The sequence below is a fragment of the Mesorhizobium sp. 1M-11 genome (assembly GCF_001303895.1).
GTDB lineage: Bacteria > Pseudomonadota > Alphaproteobacteria > Rhizobiales > Rhizobiaceae > Mesorhizobium.
Genome location: NZ_LJSD01000071.1, coordinates 65,706 through 79,118 on the forward strand (window position 1 = coordinate 65,706; position 13,413 = coordinate 79,118).

Annotated in this window: 13 protein-coding genes; 7 read left to right on the forward strand and 6 right to left on the reverse strand. The window is 60.2% G+C overall.

The window, feature by feature from the left end:
* Window positions 1–44 precede the first annotated feature (44 nt).
* Genes AO692_RS28040 through AO692_RS28060 form a run of 5 tightly spaced genes read right to left on the reverse strand, consistent with a single transcriptional unit; the run spans window position 45 to window position 5,618 of the window.
* Window positions 45–1,679, reverse strand: a complete 1,635-nt coding sequence (locus tag AO692_RS28040; protein ID WP_244483522.1) for a GMC family oxidoreductase N-terminal domain-containing protein — start codon at window positions 1,677–1,679, stop codon at window positions 45–47.
* Between the two features lie 48 nt (window positions 1,680–1,727).
* The gene (locus tag AO692_RS28045) at window positions 1,728–2,864 is read right to left on the reverse strand and encodes an ABC transporter ATP-binding protein (RefSeq protein WP_054313325.1); all 1,137 of its coding nucleotides are present in this window, start codon (window positions 2,862–2,864) and stop codon (window positions 1,728–1,730) included.
* Window positions 2,861–3,688, reverse strand: coding sequence for an ABC transporter permease (locus tag AO692_RS28050; protein WP_054313326.1), 828 nt, complete (start codon window positions 3,686–3,688; stop codon window positions 2,861–2,863). Before AO692_RS28050 ends, AO692_RS28045 begins: the two co-directional genes overlap by 4 nt.
* Window positions 3,685–4,539 carry an ABC transporter permease gene (locus AO692_RS28055; RefSeq protein WP_152979998.1) on the reverse strand — a complete coding sequence of 285 codons (855 nt, stop codon included), beginning with the start codon at window positions 4,537–4,539 and terminating at the stop codon, window positions 3,685–3,687. Before AO692_RS28055 ends, AO692_RS28050 begins: the two co-directional genes overlap by 4 nt.
* Before the next feature lie 35 nt (window positions 4,540–4,574).
* The gene (locus AO692_RS28060; RefSeq protein ID WP_054313328.1) at window positions 4,575–5,618 is read right to left on the reverse strand and encodes an extracellular solute-binding protein; all 1,044 of its coding nucleotides are present in this window, start codon (window positions 5,616–5,618) and stop codon (window positions 4,575–4,577) included.
* 560 nt (window positions 5,619–6,178) lie between these two features.
* On the opposite strand from AO692_RS28060, the gene AO692_RS28065 reads away from it, so the two are divergent.
* From AO692_RS28065 to AO692_RS28085, 5 genes are all read left to right on the forward strand, one after another.
* Window positions 6,179–6,853: a FadR/GntR family transcriptional regulator gene (locus tag AO692_RS28065; RefSeq protein WP_161808138.1), complete on the forward strand. Its 675-nt coding sequence runs from the start codon at window positions 6,179–6,181 to the stop codon at window positions 6,851–6,853.
* A 155-nt stretch (window positions 6,854–7,008) separates the two neighbouring features.
* Window positions 7,009–8,178: a pyridoxal-phosphate dependent enzyme gene (locus tag AO692_RS28070; protein WP_054313330.1), complete on the forward strand. Its 1,170-nt coding sequence runs from the start codon at window positions 7,009–7,011 to the stop codon at window positions 8,176–8,178.
* 34 nt (window positions 8,179–8,212) lie between these two features.
* The gene (locus AO692_RS28075; RefSeq protein WP_161808140.1) at window positions 8,213–9,415 is read left to right on the forward strand and encodes a Xaa-Pro peptidase family protein; all 1,203 of its coding nucleotides are present in this window, start codon (window positions 8,213–8,215) and stop codon (window positions 9,413–9,415) included.
* Window positions 9,416–9,482: 67 nt separating this feature from the next.
* Complete coding sequence (locus AO692_RS28080; protein WP_054313332.1) at window positions 9,483–10,754, forward strand: M20 family metallo-hydrolase; 1,272 nt, start codon at window positions 9,483–9,485, stop codon at window positions 10,752–10,754.
* A gap of 30 nt (window positions 10,755–10,784) precedes the next feature.
* Complete coding sequence (locus AO692_RS28085; protein ID WP_054313333.1) at window positions 10,785–11,279, forward strand: RidA family protein; 495 nt, start codon at window positions 10,785–10,787, stop codon at window positions 11,277–11,279.
* Window positions 11,280–11,283: 4 nt separating this feature from the next.
* Here AO692_RS28085 and AO692_RS28090 read toward each other — a convergent pair whose 3' ends face one another.
* Complete coding sequence (locus AO692_RS28090) at window positions 11,284–12,306, reverse strand: LysR family transcriptional regulator (RefSeq protein WP_054313334.1); 1,023 nt, start codon at window positions 12,304–12,306, stop codon at window positions 11,284–11,286.
* A 275-nt stretch (window positions 12,307–12,581) separates the two neighbouring features.
* On the opposite strand from AO692_RS28090, the gene AO692_RS28095 reads away from it, so the two are divergent.
* The gene (locus tag AO692_RS28095; protein WP_054313335.1) at window positions 12,582–12,971 is read left to right on the forward strand and encodes a nuclear transport factor 2 family protein; all 390 of its coding nucleotides are present in this window, start codon (window positions 12,582–12,584) and stop codon (window positions 12,969–12,971) included.
* 108 nt (window positions 12,972–13,079) lie between these two features.
* Window positions 13,080–13,403 (forward strand): hypothetical protein, encoded by a 324-nt coding sequence (locus AO692_RS28100; protein WP_054313336.1) that lies wholly within the window; start codon window positions 13,080–13,082, stop codon window positions 13,401–13,403.
* Window positions 13,404–13,413: the final 10 nt, after the last annotated feature.

Here is a 13,413-nt window from a genome sequence, read left to right on the forward strand (position 1 = left end):
CCTTTTCCCAGCGCCGCGTCTTTCAGCTGCGCTGCCCCTCTTTATCAGGCGCGCGAGATGCCTTTTATGAGATCCGCGCCCTTTTCAGCGATCATGAGTGTCGATGCGTATGTGTTGGCGGACGGCATTGCGGGCATTACCGAAGCATCCGCTATGCGCAGGCCGGTAAGGCCGTGCACCCGGAGATCAGGAGCGACAACTGCCAGTGGATTGCTCCGCGGCCCCATCGCGCACGCGCCCATGAAATGGTATCCGGTGTTGCCGGTGCGTCGCGCAAACTCCAGCAAGGCCTCGTCGCTCTGGACCGAGGCTCCGGGTTCTTCTTCACGCTCCGCAAAGCGCGCGAGCGGCGCGGCGGCCATGAAGCGGCGCGCCAGCCGAAGCGCCTTGACGACGACCGCCTGATCAGTCGACGCCGAGAGATAGTTCGGCTGGATCACCGGCAACGCGATCGGGTCGGGCGAGGTGATCGATATGTGCCCGACGCTTTCCGGCCGATGCTGGCTGAACCCGCATGTCACTGCCGGGAAGTTGTCCAGCACGTAGACGTGGTTCGGCTTGTAGCTGCCCGGCGTGAAAATGTACTGGATGTCCGGCCTTTCGACTGAAGCATCCGACTTGCAGAATGCATAGGCGACCGACGGGCTCAGCGAGAGGATGTTAGACGCTCCCGCCAACCATTTGATGATCTCAACGCCGAGCCGCCAGCCTTTCGCCTGCTGGTTGAGGGAGATCACTCCATCCTTCATGCGCTGATTGATGTGGATGAAGTAGTGGTCGCGGAAATTGCGGCCGACGCCAGGCAGATGATGCCGCGTTTCCACCCCAGCTTTCGACAAGGTGGCTCCATCGCCGATGCCGGAAACTTGCATGAGGCGCGTGGTGTTGATGGTCCCGGCGCACAGGATGACCTCACCACGGCAACGCGCAAGAACACGGTCTGATGGATTGCCGGCCCTGAAGTACCAGACGCCGGAAACCCGGCCGTTCTCGATGAGAAGGTCGAAGACTTGTGCGAACGGCCGGATGCTGACGTTGGAACGCTTCAGCGCCGGGTGAAGGAAGCCGGTCGCGGCTGATACGCGAAAGCGGCCTTCGATCATGCGCTGGAAATAGCCGACACCTTCCTGGGTTGTGCCGTTATAATCTGGATTGCGCGCGAGGCCCGTCGACTGCACGCTCTCGATGAACGCTTCGCAAAGCTCATCCTTCCACTCGGGATCGCTGACCGCGATTCTCCCGTTCCGGCCGTGATAGCGGTCCTCGCCAGGACCGATACGCCGCTCGGAGCGCCGGAAGTACGGGAGCACGTCCTCATAGCCCCAACCCGGATTGCCCATCCGGGCCCATTCGTCGAAGTCTTCCGCCTGCCCGCGATTGTAGACGAGGCCGTTGAGCGAACTCGAACCCCCATACACCCGCCCCTGCGGAAGCGTGATCGCCCGCCCGCTGCTGCCTGGACCCGGTTCGGATTTGAACGGCCAGATCAGCTTCGGATTGGTGAGCGTCTTCACGTATCCCGCAGGGATATGGAGGAACGGGTTCCGGTCCGGTCCGCCGGCTTCCAGCACGAGGATGCTCGACTTGCCATCGGCGCTGAGACGATTGGCGATAACGGAGCCGGCGCTGCCGGCGCCGACGACGATGTAATCGTACGTTTCCGCGTGAATCTCAGCCATTGCGTTCATCTCGGATATGTCTTGGAATGCTGACGAACGATGGGCGGCCTAGTCCGGCAGCAGCGTCACGGCGCCCGGCTGCGGAACTACGGCGACAACCCCGTTGATCGGAAATTCGTCTTTCGATCCGGGCGTATTGGGAAGGTGGACCTGGAACGGGATACCTCCGTCAAGGATCACATACGCGACCGAGCGGGACCCGAGGTAAACCAGACGCTCGACCTCGCCCCTTAGACCTTGCCCGTGGTCGCCGGTCCGCTGGGACAGCGTCAGGTGTTCGGGACGCATGAATACCCGGCAGTGTTCTCCCGGGCGCGCCTCAGGATGCGGCGGAGCTTCAAACCTGATCATTCCGGCCGGTCCGCAATCGAGGAACCAGCCCTTCGCACCGTCGTGAGTCAACTGCCCTTCGATGCGGTTGCAACGCCCCATGAAGTCGGCGACGAACAGGGATTCCGGGCTGCTGTACACCTGCTTGGGTGTACCGATCTGCTCGACCTTTCCGCCGTTCATGATGACAATGCGATCCGACATGGCGAGCGCCTCCTCCTGGTCGTGCGTCACCAGGACCGTCGCGATACCGAGCCGAAGCTGGAGTTCGCGAACCTCCTCCTGCATGCGGCCGCGCAGCTTGGCGTCGAGGTTGGAGAAAGCCTCGTCGAGCAGGAGCATCGAAGCGCCGCTCGCAAGGACGCGCGCAATGGCTACCCGCTGCTGCTGGCCGCCGGAGAGTTCGTTCGGCCGGCGGTCCTCGAAGCCTTCGAGCTTGACGAGGCTCAGCGCCCACCGCACCTTTTCCGCGACCGCGCCGCTTTTTTCGCCGCGCATTTTCGGGCCGAATCCGACATTGCCGCGAACAGTCATATGCGGGAAAAGCGCGTAGCTCTGGAACAGCAGCCCGACGTCGCGTCGGTATGCAGGCACGTTGGTGATGTCATTTCCGCCCAGGATAATGCGTCCTTCGGTGGGCGCGATGAAGCCTGCGATCATTCGAAGCGTGGTCGTCTTCCCACAGCCAGACGGGCCAAGAAGCGAAACGAACTCGCCCGGCCAGACTTCCAGGGAAACGCGTTCCACAGCATTCATCTGGCCGAATGCTTTGGAGATATCTTTGAGTTCCAGCACGGGCTTTTTGCCAGCTTGGGTGCTTTCTTGGCTTGGTGGCTTCATCTCAACAACGCTCATTTGGACACTGCCACCACTCGACCGAGTGCTTGCAGGCGATTGATCATCAACAGCACGGACAGGGTAATCAACAGGACGCAGGTGGCGAGGGCCGCGGCGCCCGGGTCGATATAGTATTCGATGTATTGATACAGCCACAGAGGGAATGGATTCATCTCGCCCGAGAACAAGAAATACGTGACCGTGAAATTGGAGAATGACGTGAGCCAGGCGAAGATGGCACCGGCAAGCACACCGCCTTGAATGCTTGGCAGGGTGATGAAGAGAAACGTCTTGACCCGATTTGCTCCGAGATTCATCGCCGCATCCTCAAGACTCCTGTCAAGCGTCTCGAGACTTGCGGTCACTGTGACAACGACACAGGGCAGGCTGATGATCAGGTGCCCGAGCAACAATCGCATCCACGTGGGGACGCCGCCGACGGCGCTAAACCACAGAACCAGCCCGATGCCGGTCACGATTTGCGGAAAGAGCAGCGGAAGAAGGAAAAGCTGCCGCAATATGTTCGTCCCGGGTATCTTCGCCCGTTGCAGCGCATAGGCGCCTAGCGTACCGGCAATGACCGCGCCGATGGTGCTCGCCACGCCGAGCCACAGGCTGGTGTAGACCGCGTTAAGAAGTTCGGGCTTCATGTCGGGCGCATTTCGGACAAGGTCCATCAGTGCCCCGTACCATTTCAGCGAAAAGCCCTCGGGCGGGAAACGAACGATCTGCCCGCTGTTGAACGAGGAGAGGACGATGACGGCCAAGGGACCTTCAAGATAAATGAAGAATAGCGTGACATAGGTCAGGAGCAGGCCTCTACGCGTGACATGGAGCTTCATGTGGTGCGCCTCCCCCTTGAAAGAACCCATCCGTAACCCGCCAGCAGAACGAGGACGAGCCCCACCAGGACGACGGATTGCGCTGAGCCTTGCGGCCAATTGAGCGTCGTCAGCATCGTCTGCTGCATGAGGGTCGTCATGACGCTTACGTTTCCGCCGCCGAGCACCAGGGGCGCTACGAATGCGCTGCTCGAAAGCGCGAACACTAGCAGCGTGCCAGCGATTATTCCGGGCCGGCTCAGCGGCAAGGTGACATGAAAAAAGGTGCGGGCGGGCGAAGCGCCGAGATTCATCGCTGCATCGTTGAGGGCGGGGTTGATCCTCTCCAGAACCGCCGCCAGCGGCAGGATCATGAAGGGGATGTTTTCGTGGATCAGTTCCAGCACCACCGCCAGTTCCGTATACATAAGCCGGGCGGGCCCAGACGAGAGCCCGGAAGCCATCAGCAAGCTGTTGACCGGTCCGTTCGGCCCCAAAATTACCATCCAGCCGTATGCTCGGATGAGGACATCTGTCAGCATGGGAGTAACCAGGAGGAACATAAGCAGGCCGCGGTATCGGCCCGCTTGAGATATGGCCACAGCGACCGGATAGCCGACAAATAGGCAGACCACCGTGACGACCAAACTGATTCTGAGGGTCGTGACCAGACCCTTGAACTGCGCGGGGTCGGTGAAGACGTAGTAATAGTTCTCCAAAGTCCATGCTGGCACCATGCCCAGCATAGGGTCCCAGTCGTTGAAACTGTAGCGGACCAACATGACGAAAGCGCCGACCAGCGGTAGAAGTACCAATATGCCCGGAGCGAACAGGGCGGGCGCAAACCAGTCTGTTTGAAGATGCTTTTTCAAGTGCTTTACACCCACCCCGATTGCGACTGCCGAACTCAACTAAAGAAGATCTTATTCCAGTTCTCGATGATCTCCGGGCGCTTGTTCACCAGCTCGAGACGTGACACCTGGATGGCCTTCTCAAACTGTTCCGGCGTGTGGAGAACGTAAGGCGCGGCGGCCTCCGAGACGACTGTCTTTTTGTTGGTTGGCCCGTACCAGGCCGCCGCCGCGTAGCCGGCCTGCGCTTCTGGCGAAAGCGTCTGATTGATGAAGGCATGAGCCAAGTCGCTGTTCGCCTTCGACCCCTTCACTAGCACGGCAGCGCCCGTGATCGCGAAAACGCCTTCCTTCAGGCCGGTGGCAACGCCGATGTCCGAAGCTTCGGACATATACGGCTTGAAGTAAGTCGGGATATCGACCGCCGCGGTGGCTTGGCCCGCCTGCAGGACCTGCGCATCAAGCGCCCGGTTTTCGATGAACGAGAAGACCTGGGGCTTCAGTTCGGCCAGCTTCGGCCATGCGGGAGCGAGGTTGTCCAGGCTTCCGCCGCCCAGCTGGGCGGCCATGAGCACGAGCAGCAGCGCTTGGGTATCGGTAATCGCGGGGACAAGAAGCTTGCCCTTGTATTCTGTAGACCAGAGGTCCTCCCAAGACGAGGGTGCCGGGGTCTTGTTGTTGTGCAAGATCGTTGTGATGTAGGTCCAGAACCCGAGGCCGTATCCGCCATCAAGGACGAAGGATGGATAGAGGTCGGCAGCATTCGGCACCTTGGACAGGTCGATCTTGTCGAGTAGCCCCTGCCGGTTGAGCGCAAAGACGCCTACATCATCGAGCAGCACGACGTCCATCTGAGGGTCGCTTTTTTGCGCAACGACCTTGGCGATGGACGCGGAGGTAACCCCCTCCTCAACGACGACCTTGGCTCCTGTAGCCTTCATGAATGGGTCGACGACGTATTTGCGCAGTGCAAGCCCGTCGCTGCCGCCCCAGAACTGGACGCGCAAGGTATGGCCTTCGAACGTCGCTGCCTGCGCCTTGAAGGTGCCGGCGGCGGCCGCGGCAGCGGTAGCCGCAAGAAAGGTCCGTCTGGAAATCATCGTTCGCTCCTCTGGTTAGCCTTGTAGCTTTTTGCTAGCTATCTGCTTATCAGACATGTTGTGGATTTGTAAAGCTCCCGCACTGCCCAGACTTTAAAATTTGCTGGCACAGCCTCCATGCACCGTAGCCTTTTTCCAAACTGCAGAGGCGCAACAAACACCGCACAAGCCCGCAATTCTGCTAGTCATCCAACAGCGTTTTACCGAGGCAGCATGGATAGGCGTGTGCTCCCGCAGGATCGTATCTACGATTCATGGGACCGTAAAACGCAGTCATCGGAAGTTGCCGCTTTACATTGTAGCAACATGTCTGATAAGCAGACGTAACACTGCAACGAGCGAACGCTCATGTTTCGACGCGGCGTGACATCGGGGTGTAGTCCGATCTAGTCTCGATCGGCAAAACTCGCGATGCTGGACCTGCGCGAAAATTTGCAAGGAGGACACCTTTGGGTCGATCAAATCAGTCGAAGCCTTTTTCGGAGGCGGGACGCGGCGACACCGCCGCGCCCGAGCCGACGCGCTTCAAGCCGCCATCCCGCATGTCGATGAGCCAGAACGTGCTCGACCAGATCCTTTCGGAGATCAGGGAGGGCCGGATCAAACCGGGTGAGCGCCTGCCTTCGGAGCGCTTGATGATGGAGGCGTTTTCCGTCGGCCGATCGACGGTGCGGGAGGCGGTTCGCGGGCTGGTCACGCTCGGGCTTGTCACTAACCGGCAAGGCGTTGGCGCGGTCGTGAGCGCGCAGGTCTCCAGCCCGTTTGCGTCCATCCGGCGCAATGTTGACGTCGAGCAGTTGAACCGGCGTGCGCTGCTCGATCTTCTCGATGTCCGAGAAGCGCTCGAAACGAAAGCGGCGGAGTTTGCAGCGCGCCGCGCTACTGCCGACGATCTGGCGGAGCTGCAGAAGCAGCACAAGGCCGTGGAGCGTGAAGTGAAGGCCGGCCATGTGTATTTTCAGCAGAATGCGTTGTTCCACAAGGCGATCGCGACGGCCGCGCACAATCCTGTTCTGGCTGAATCGATCAATCTCGTCGTCGTTCAAGTGCGCGAGTTCCGAGAGAAGATCATGCGCGAGACGCCGCTCATGCCGCAGCGTGACGTCAAGGAACATCTGGCTATCCTGTCAGCAATCGAAAGCCGTGACCCGGACGCAGCGCGTGACGCGATGGCCTCCCACATCCGCAGCTCCGCCCGCGTGATCGAGAGTCACGGCGACCCCGACCGAAACTAAGGCATCAAAGGCAGTTGGCGTCATCGCGCCCTTAACGGGCGAACGATCTCGCTCGCGCATTTTTTAGGTAGGAAGCTAGCGAAATGACACTTCGGGGCCAAAGAAACTGGCGGCTGCGATGCCAGACGTGCGGCACGGAATATGACTTCGGCCCAATGGTGCACGGTTGCCCGGAGTGTGCGACACGCGGAAAGATCGGGCTGCTCGAGTTGACGCGGTCCTCCGCGCTGAATCCAGAGGATTTCTCGGCACGCAGCGGACGCGGACTGGATCGTTGGCTCGACGTGCTTCCCGTCCAGGACAAGGATGCGTTTCTGTCGCTTGGCGCGGGTGGAACGGCCCTTATTCCCTCCCGGATCATTGGCAAACGGCTCGGTATCCCGCATCTCTACTTCAAACTTGAGCAGCAGAATCCGACGGCGTCGTTCAAGGATCGGTTCGTGGCAATGTCGGCTAATGCCGCGCGGTCGTTCGGCTTTCGCAAGATCGTCGTCTCATCGACAGGAAACCTTGCCGTTGCCGTCGCGGCCTATGCCGCCGCGCTTGAAATGGAAAGCATGGTCATCGTCCCGCATGGAACGCCGGCTGGGATTCTCGCGGAGGCAAGTTTTTATAACGCCCGGATTGCTGTCACGGACCGTGAGCTCAGGTTTTCGGCGCTTGAAACCGCCGCGAGACGTCCGGATTGGTTCCCGATCGGACTGTTCCTGGCCAAGCCCGTCCAGAACGCCTTTGGTGTGGAGGGCTACCGGACATTCGCCTACGAGGTCGTCGAGGAACTCGGAGAGGCCCCCGGCGCGATGTTGTTCCCCTGCGCGCGCGGAAACGGTCTCTACGGCGGGTTCAAGGGCTTTCTGGATTGCCGGGACGCCGGTCTCATCAAAACTCTCCCGCGACTGGTCGCTGCCCAGCCCGACAAGGCGAATTCCATAGAAGTTTCCCTTCAGCGCGGGTCCGACATTGCGGTCGAGTTGCCTCCTTTTCAAAGCGTGGCAAAATCGACATCCGAGGCGGTGAGCAGCGACGACGCACTCGACGCCATCCGGAAATCAGGCGGATACGGATTGTCCGCAAGCGAGGAGGAAATCCAGGACGCTGTGGCTTCGCTTGCGGAGGAAGGTCTGAATGTCGAAACCAGCTCGGCCCTTACTGTCGCGTGCCTGCCCAAGCTCATGAAAGTGGAGGGCTTCGACCGCGAGCGCCCTGTTGTCTGCGTTCTAACGGCAGGAGGACAGCGGTGGATGGATCCGGCGAAAAAGGCGTTGTCACGCATATGCGAAGCCGCGACGATCCCGGATTTCGAACGACTGCTCGACAGGATTTAAGGATCAGCGTCATGAGATCATGGAAGGACGCGGCGTGAGCGAATTCGAATTCGAAGTCGGCGAGTATGAAGCTCGTCTTGCGGCGGCTCAGAAGCTGATGCACCGCGAGCGGCTCGACGCTATTCTCATCACCAGCGAAGACCATTTCAGGTACTTCACCGGGTTTCACAGTCCGACCTGGGTCAATCTGACGAGACCACGCTACGCCGTGCTGCCGTCGCGTGGCGACATCATCCTCATCGTGCCGACCAGCAACACGGAGATGACGCGACGCACCTCCTGGGTGCGTGACGTTCGTATGTGGGTTTCGCCACGACCCGAAGATGACGGGATTTCGCTGGTTCGCGACGCGATCCGCAGCGTGTCCGGCCGCCATGGCCGCGTGGGCGCCGAACTTGGCCCCGAGAGCCGCCTGACGATGCCGGCCGGCGACTTCCTGCGGCTTGGACGTGAGTTGTCGCCGACCGAACTGGTCGACGGGTACCCGCTGCTTCGCGAGCTCATGATGCGCAAATCGGCTGCTGAGATCGATAAGGTCAATGTCATCGGCTACATCGCGTCCGACGCCTATGAGGCGCTGCCGGCGCGCATTCGGGCGGGCATGAGCATTCGCGAAGCCTGCAACACGTTCCGCCATGAACTGCTGGAGCGTGGCGCCGAGGCTTCGCCTTACGTGATCGGCGTGGCGGACCGCTTCGGCTATCCCTGCTTCAATCTCGAGCCATCGAGCCGGAAGCTCTCCGAGGGCGACGTGCTGGTCATCGACACCGGCAGCACCCGTCACGGATATTTCTGCGACTTCAACCGTGAGTTCTCCCTCGGGCCGCTCCACGAAAAGCTTCGGCAGATCTACGACATCGTCTGGGAGGCGACGGAGGTCGGCATCGCAGCCACCGAACCCGGACGAACCATGGGCGAGATCTGGCACGACATGTCTTCTGCGATGCATCGGGCTTCCGAGGCAGTCGGGCTGCCGTTTGAACCCTTCGGGCTCGGGCGCATGGGGCATGGCCTCGGGCTACGCATGTGTGAAACCCCGTCGATCGCACCCGGAGTGGAAACAGTGGTCGAAACCGGGATGGTCCTGACGATCGAGCCCAGCATGACCTACCAGATAGATGTCGATGGCGAGATGCGCAGCCACGTCTGCGTCCATGAAGAGAACGTCGCCGTTACTGCGGATGGGATCAGGCTGCTAAACCGCCGCGCGCCTCGCGAGATGCCGGTGATCGGTTGAGCGCGGCTTGGCGTACAGGTTCGCACGCCACCAGCGATACTGTTGCAGATACAAGGCAGGATTGAACATGCCGGTGAATGCAAATTCCAACTCGCTCGACACATTGGCGGGCCACGTCGATCAGTACCGCCTTTGGCAGCGGCACCTCGATATGGCACGGATCGGCGCGACGCCGCTTGGCGGCGTCCACCGGCTGCCATTCAGCAAGGAAGATATCCAATCGCGAAGGCTGTTCCTGTCATGGGCCGACGCTCGCGGCTTCGCCTCGATGATGGATGACTTCGGCAACCTCTTCGTGCGACGCGAAGGCTCAGAAAGCGGTCTGGCTCCCGTCGTCAGCGGCTCCCACAGCGACACGCAGCCGAATGGTGGACGGTTCGACGGCATCTACGGTGTGCTGGCGGCATTCGAGGCACTTGAAGCGATCGACGACGCAGGGATCGTGACAAGACGTCCGATCGAAGTAGTTATTTGGACCGCCGAGGAAGCCGACGCCCAGTTCGGAGTCGGCTGCCTCGGTTCGCAGGCCCACGCGGATCCCGACAAGCTGCCGCAGCTGATGGCGATCAGGAACAATCAGGACATTTCGGTCGGGACCTCGCTTGCGGAGTTTCTCGACGACCATCCTCGCGTCTCACACCGCCAATTCCGCTCGCCCATCGCCTACTATGTCGAAGCTCACATCGAACAAGGTCCGGAACTTGAGGCGCAAGGCAAGACCATCGGCATCGTCACCGCGATACAGGGTCACCGGAGCTTCAAGGTCCAGATCGTCGGGGAAGCCAGCCACGCCGGCGCCACACCCGAGCGGCTGCGGAAAGACGCGCTCGTTGCCGCGATGGAGATTTTCAGCGAGTTGCGGAAGGTCTTTCACGATCCTCAAGATATCGTTCGCTTCACTGTGGGCGAGATGGACGTGGCTCCGGGCGCGATGGCGGTCGTTCCCGGCTCGGTGACGTTCACGATCGACTTCCGGCATCCCGATCCGGACATCCTTCGAACGCTTGGCGATCAGATCGCCGTTGTAGCGCGGGAAAAAGCCGGCAGATGCGAGGCAAGCGTCAGCGAGCTGCGGCATTCGAGCCCGGTTCAGTTCACGGGCCCCGTGCCGGACGCCATCCTCAAAGCTGTGGAAAGCCTCAACTATTCGCGCATGTTCTTGCCGTCGGGCGCAGGTCACGATGCGCGCTACATCGCAGAGCTGGCGCCGGCCGGGATGATCTTCATCCCCTGCTGGCGCGGCATAAGCCACAACGAAGCGGAGAGCGCCGAACTTCGCGACATGGTCGCGGGAGTCAATGTGCTCGCCAATACGCTCGTCCAGCTCGCCAATCTTTAGGGTGTTGTTCACCAGATTTGCGGAGAGATCATGCCCGGTCTGTACGAAACACGATTAATCGAACTCGGCATGACAATGCCGGAGGCCCCCATTGCTGCCGCGAATTACATCCCGTTCAAGCTTTGCGGTAATGTTCTCTATCTTGCCGGGCAGGTGCCGCGCCTGAATGGCAAGAGCGCGTATCTCGGAATCCTTGGCAGGGACATCGGCCTCGAAGATGCCCAGAAAGCAGCCAGGATTTGCGGCCTGAACGTCCTGTCGCAGATCAAGGCAGCGCTAGGAGACCTGGATAGGGTTTCTTCCGTCATACGCCTCGTCGGCTATGTCGCGTCGACGCCCGACTTCAGGGAGCTGCATCTGGTGATGAACGGCGCCTCCGACCTGATGGTCGAGATTTTCGGCGAGGCCGGGAAGCACGCCCGAACCTCCGTCGGCGTAGCCGCCCTTCCGCAAGGCGTTCCGGTCGAAGTCGAAGCCACGATCGAAATCAGACACAGCCGAAGCTTTCGACGCATCAGCGCTTGAAACCTTAATCGCGCAGCAATTGCCGTAGCTGGTTGAGCCTTCCGCGGCTGCTGCCCTTCGATACCCCACCAATTGCCGCCAGCGATGAAGGCGGGTCGGCACGCTCCTTGTTGTGCTTGCGGGCGATCGCGAGAAAACTCCTCACAATCGGGTTGCTCATCGAAGCGCGCGGCGCCTTGATCGCGATCTCTGTTTCCTTCCTGATCTCCACAGGCCGTATCGCGCGGATCGTACCCGTCGCCTCCCAGGGCTTAGCCATGTGGGATGGCAAGAAGCCAACATGACGTCCGGCAAGAACCAGGAACAGGATGCCTTCGGTCTGGTGCGACGTCGCCCTCGGCTTCAGGTCTAGCTCGCTGACGAGTATCGTCTCGGCTGCCGAATAGCTGTGTTGCACCAGCATGCACTGCGACAGGAGATCGTTGGAGATGGCATCGTCCTCGACACCGAACAACTCGTGCTCGCGGCCGCAATAGAGGTAGCTTGTTTCCTTGAGGACCGGCATCGAGATGATCTTGGCGGAGCGGTCGGCGACCATCGACACGCCAATATGCAGCCGTCGTTCCTGCACGGCGCGGTCGATCTCGCTGCCCGAGCCGATGACCAGTTTCAGCGTCAATCCGGGATGCGACTGGACATAATCGGACAGTATGCGGTGGAGCAGCAAATTCTCGTTGGTAACAAGATTCTCGATAAAGCCGATGTAGACGGTTCCGACGAGTTCGGAATGGAACGAATTGACCCGCGAGCGAAACTCTTCCAGCGCCTCGAGCAGCTGCGTCGTCGAATCGTAGACAACCTCTCCCTCCGGCGTGAGTGCGAAACCGCTGCGGCCTCGCTCGCAAAGCCTCACTCCGAGGCGTATTTCGAGGTCGCTCACATGCTTGCTGATCGCCGACTTGGTGAGTCCGAGCTCGACTTCGGCAGGGGAGAAGCCCCCGCAGTCCACCACCGTGCGGAAAACCCTAAGCAACTTGAGCTCGAAGTCAGTGAACTGGTTTGCGAATATGCGATGAGGCCAGCTCAAATCAAACCTCCAGAATCATTGTGCGATCGCGTCAGGGGATGACAACGGACGCACTAATCAGCTTATCTGATGATCAGACTATCTGTAAAGTGATGATAAGCCTTGCCGAACCAGCGCGCTTATCCAGCCGATCGCACTTCGGCGGGGCGTGCTTGGTTGCTCAATTTGGAAAGTCGGATTGCCAACTGTCGTCTGACGTTTGCGGTTGCGAGCCGGTAGAAGGTCATCGAGGCACCTTTGATAGGTGCACTTTCTCATGATCGCGGAGCGCCAGAATGACTATAGCGGTAACAAAAGGCCCACTCTTTGATCCGCAGGATCTGGAACGACAGCTCGTCGCCAGGGAAAATGCCGGCGACGTCGATGGCATGACCGCCCTGTTCGAGCCAGATGCTGTCATCGAACTCAATGACGGCATGAACGACGGTCAGCTCCTGAGAGGCACGGCGGCCATCCGGGAGTTCTTCAAGAAATTGCAGGTGACCGGTATCGGCCCCGAGGGACGTCGGTTCCGGATGGGAGAACAGAGGCCGGCGCTGATATCGGGCGATCTCGCGCTCACCTCGACTCGCAGCGTCGACGGCGACATCACTTCCGAGGTGGCACGCCGGCAACCCGATGGCTCCTGGCTCTGGGTGATCGACAGATACTCGGTAAACTGGTGATCCACCGCCCCGAATGCGACGCTCTCGCCAGACGACCTGGCGAGAGCTTCCGAACGATCGATACTCTTCCCGGACGTTTTGGCGTCCCGGGTAACAAGCGAGCTACCGATGATCCTTCGCTCATGGCATGGCACGGTGCCGTCTCGACACGGTGACGCATTCGCTGAATATTTTCAGCGCGAAGTCATCGAAGAGGTCGTCAAGATCCCGGGCAATCTCGGCGTTTTTTTCCGTTATGAGCATCAGGCCGGTTTCACGCACGTATTTTTGATCACCTATTGGGACAGTTGGAGTTCCGTGTGCCGCTTCGCCGGGCCCCACCCGCATATCGCGGTCACTTATCCGGATGACTCCAAATTCGAGCTGATCTCCGATCCGATCGTCCTGCACCAGGCGTGCTCGACGATCGAACCGTGGTACGGGCAATCCTGATCTCCGCCAG

What these genes read in the sequence shown, in the direction of transcription:
- AO692_RS28040 (WP_244483522.1), bottom strand. Translation starts at nt 1,679, where the DNA reads ATGGCTGAGATTCACGCGGAAACGTACGATTACATCGTCGTCGGCGCC.
- AO692_RS28045 (WP_054313325.1), bottom strand. Translation starts at nt 2,864, where the DNA reads ATGAGCGTTGTTGAGATGAAGCCACCAAGCCAAGAAAGCACCCAAGCT.
- AO692_RS28050 (WP_054313326.1), bottom strand. Translation starts at nt 3,688, where the DNA reads ATGAAGCTCCATGTCACGCGTAGAGGCCTGCTCCTGACCTATGTCACG.
- AO692_RS28060 (WP_054313328.1), bottom strand. Translation starts at nt 5,618, where the DNA reads ATGATTTCCAGACGGACCTTTCTTGCGGCTACCGCTGCCGCGGCCGCC.
- AO692_RS28070 (WP_054313330.1), top strand. Translation starts at nt 7,009, where the DNA reads ATGGTGCACGGTTGCCCGGAGTGTGCGACACGCGGAAAGATCGGGCTG.
- AO692_RS28080 (WP_054313332.1), top strand. Translation starts at nt 9,483, where the DNA reads ATGCCGGTGAATGCAAATTCCAACTCGCTCGACACATTGGCGGGCCAC.
- AO692_RS28085 (WP_054313333.1), top strand. Translation starts at nt 10,785, where the DNA reads ATGCCCGGTCTGTACGAAACACGATTAATCGAACTCGGCATGACAATG.
- AO692_RS28095 (WP_054313335.1), top strand. Translation starts at nt 12,582, where the DNA reads ATGACTATAGCGGTAACAAAAGGCCCACTCTTTGATCCGCAGGATCTG.
- AO692_RS28100 (WP_054313336.1), top strand. Translation starts at nt 13,080, where the DNA reads ATGATCCTTCGCTCATGGCATGGCACGGTGCCGTCTCGACACGGTGAC.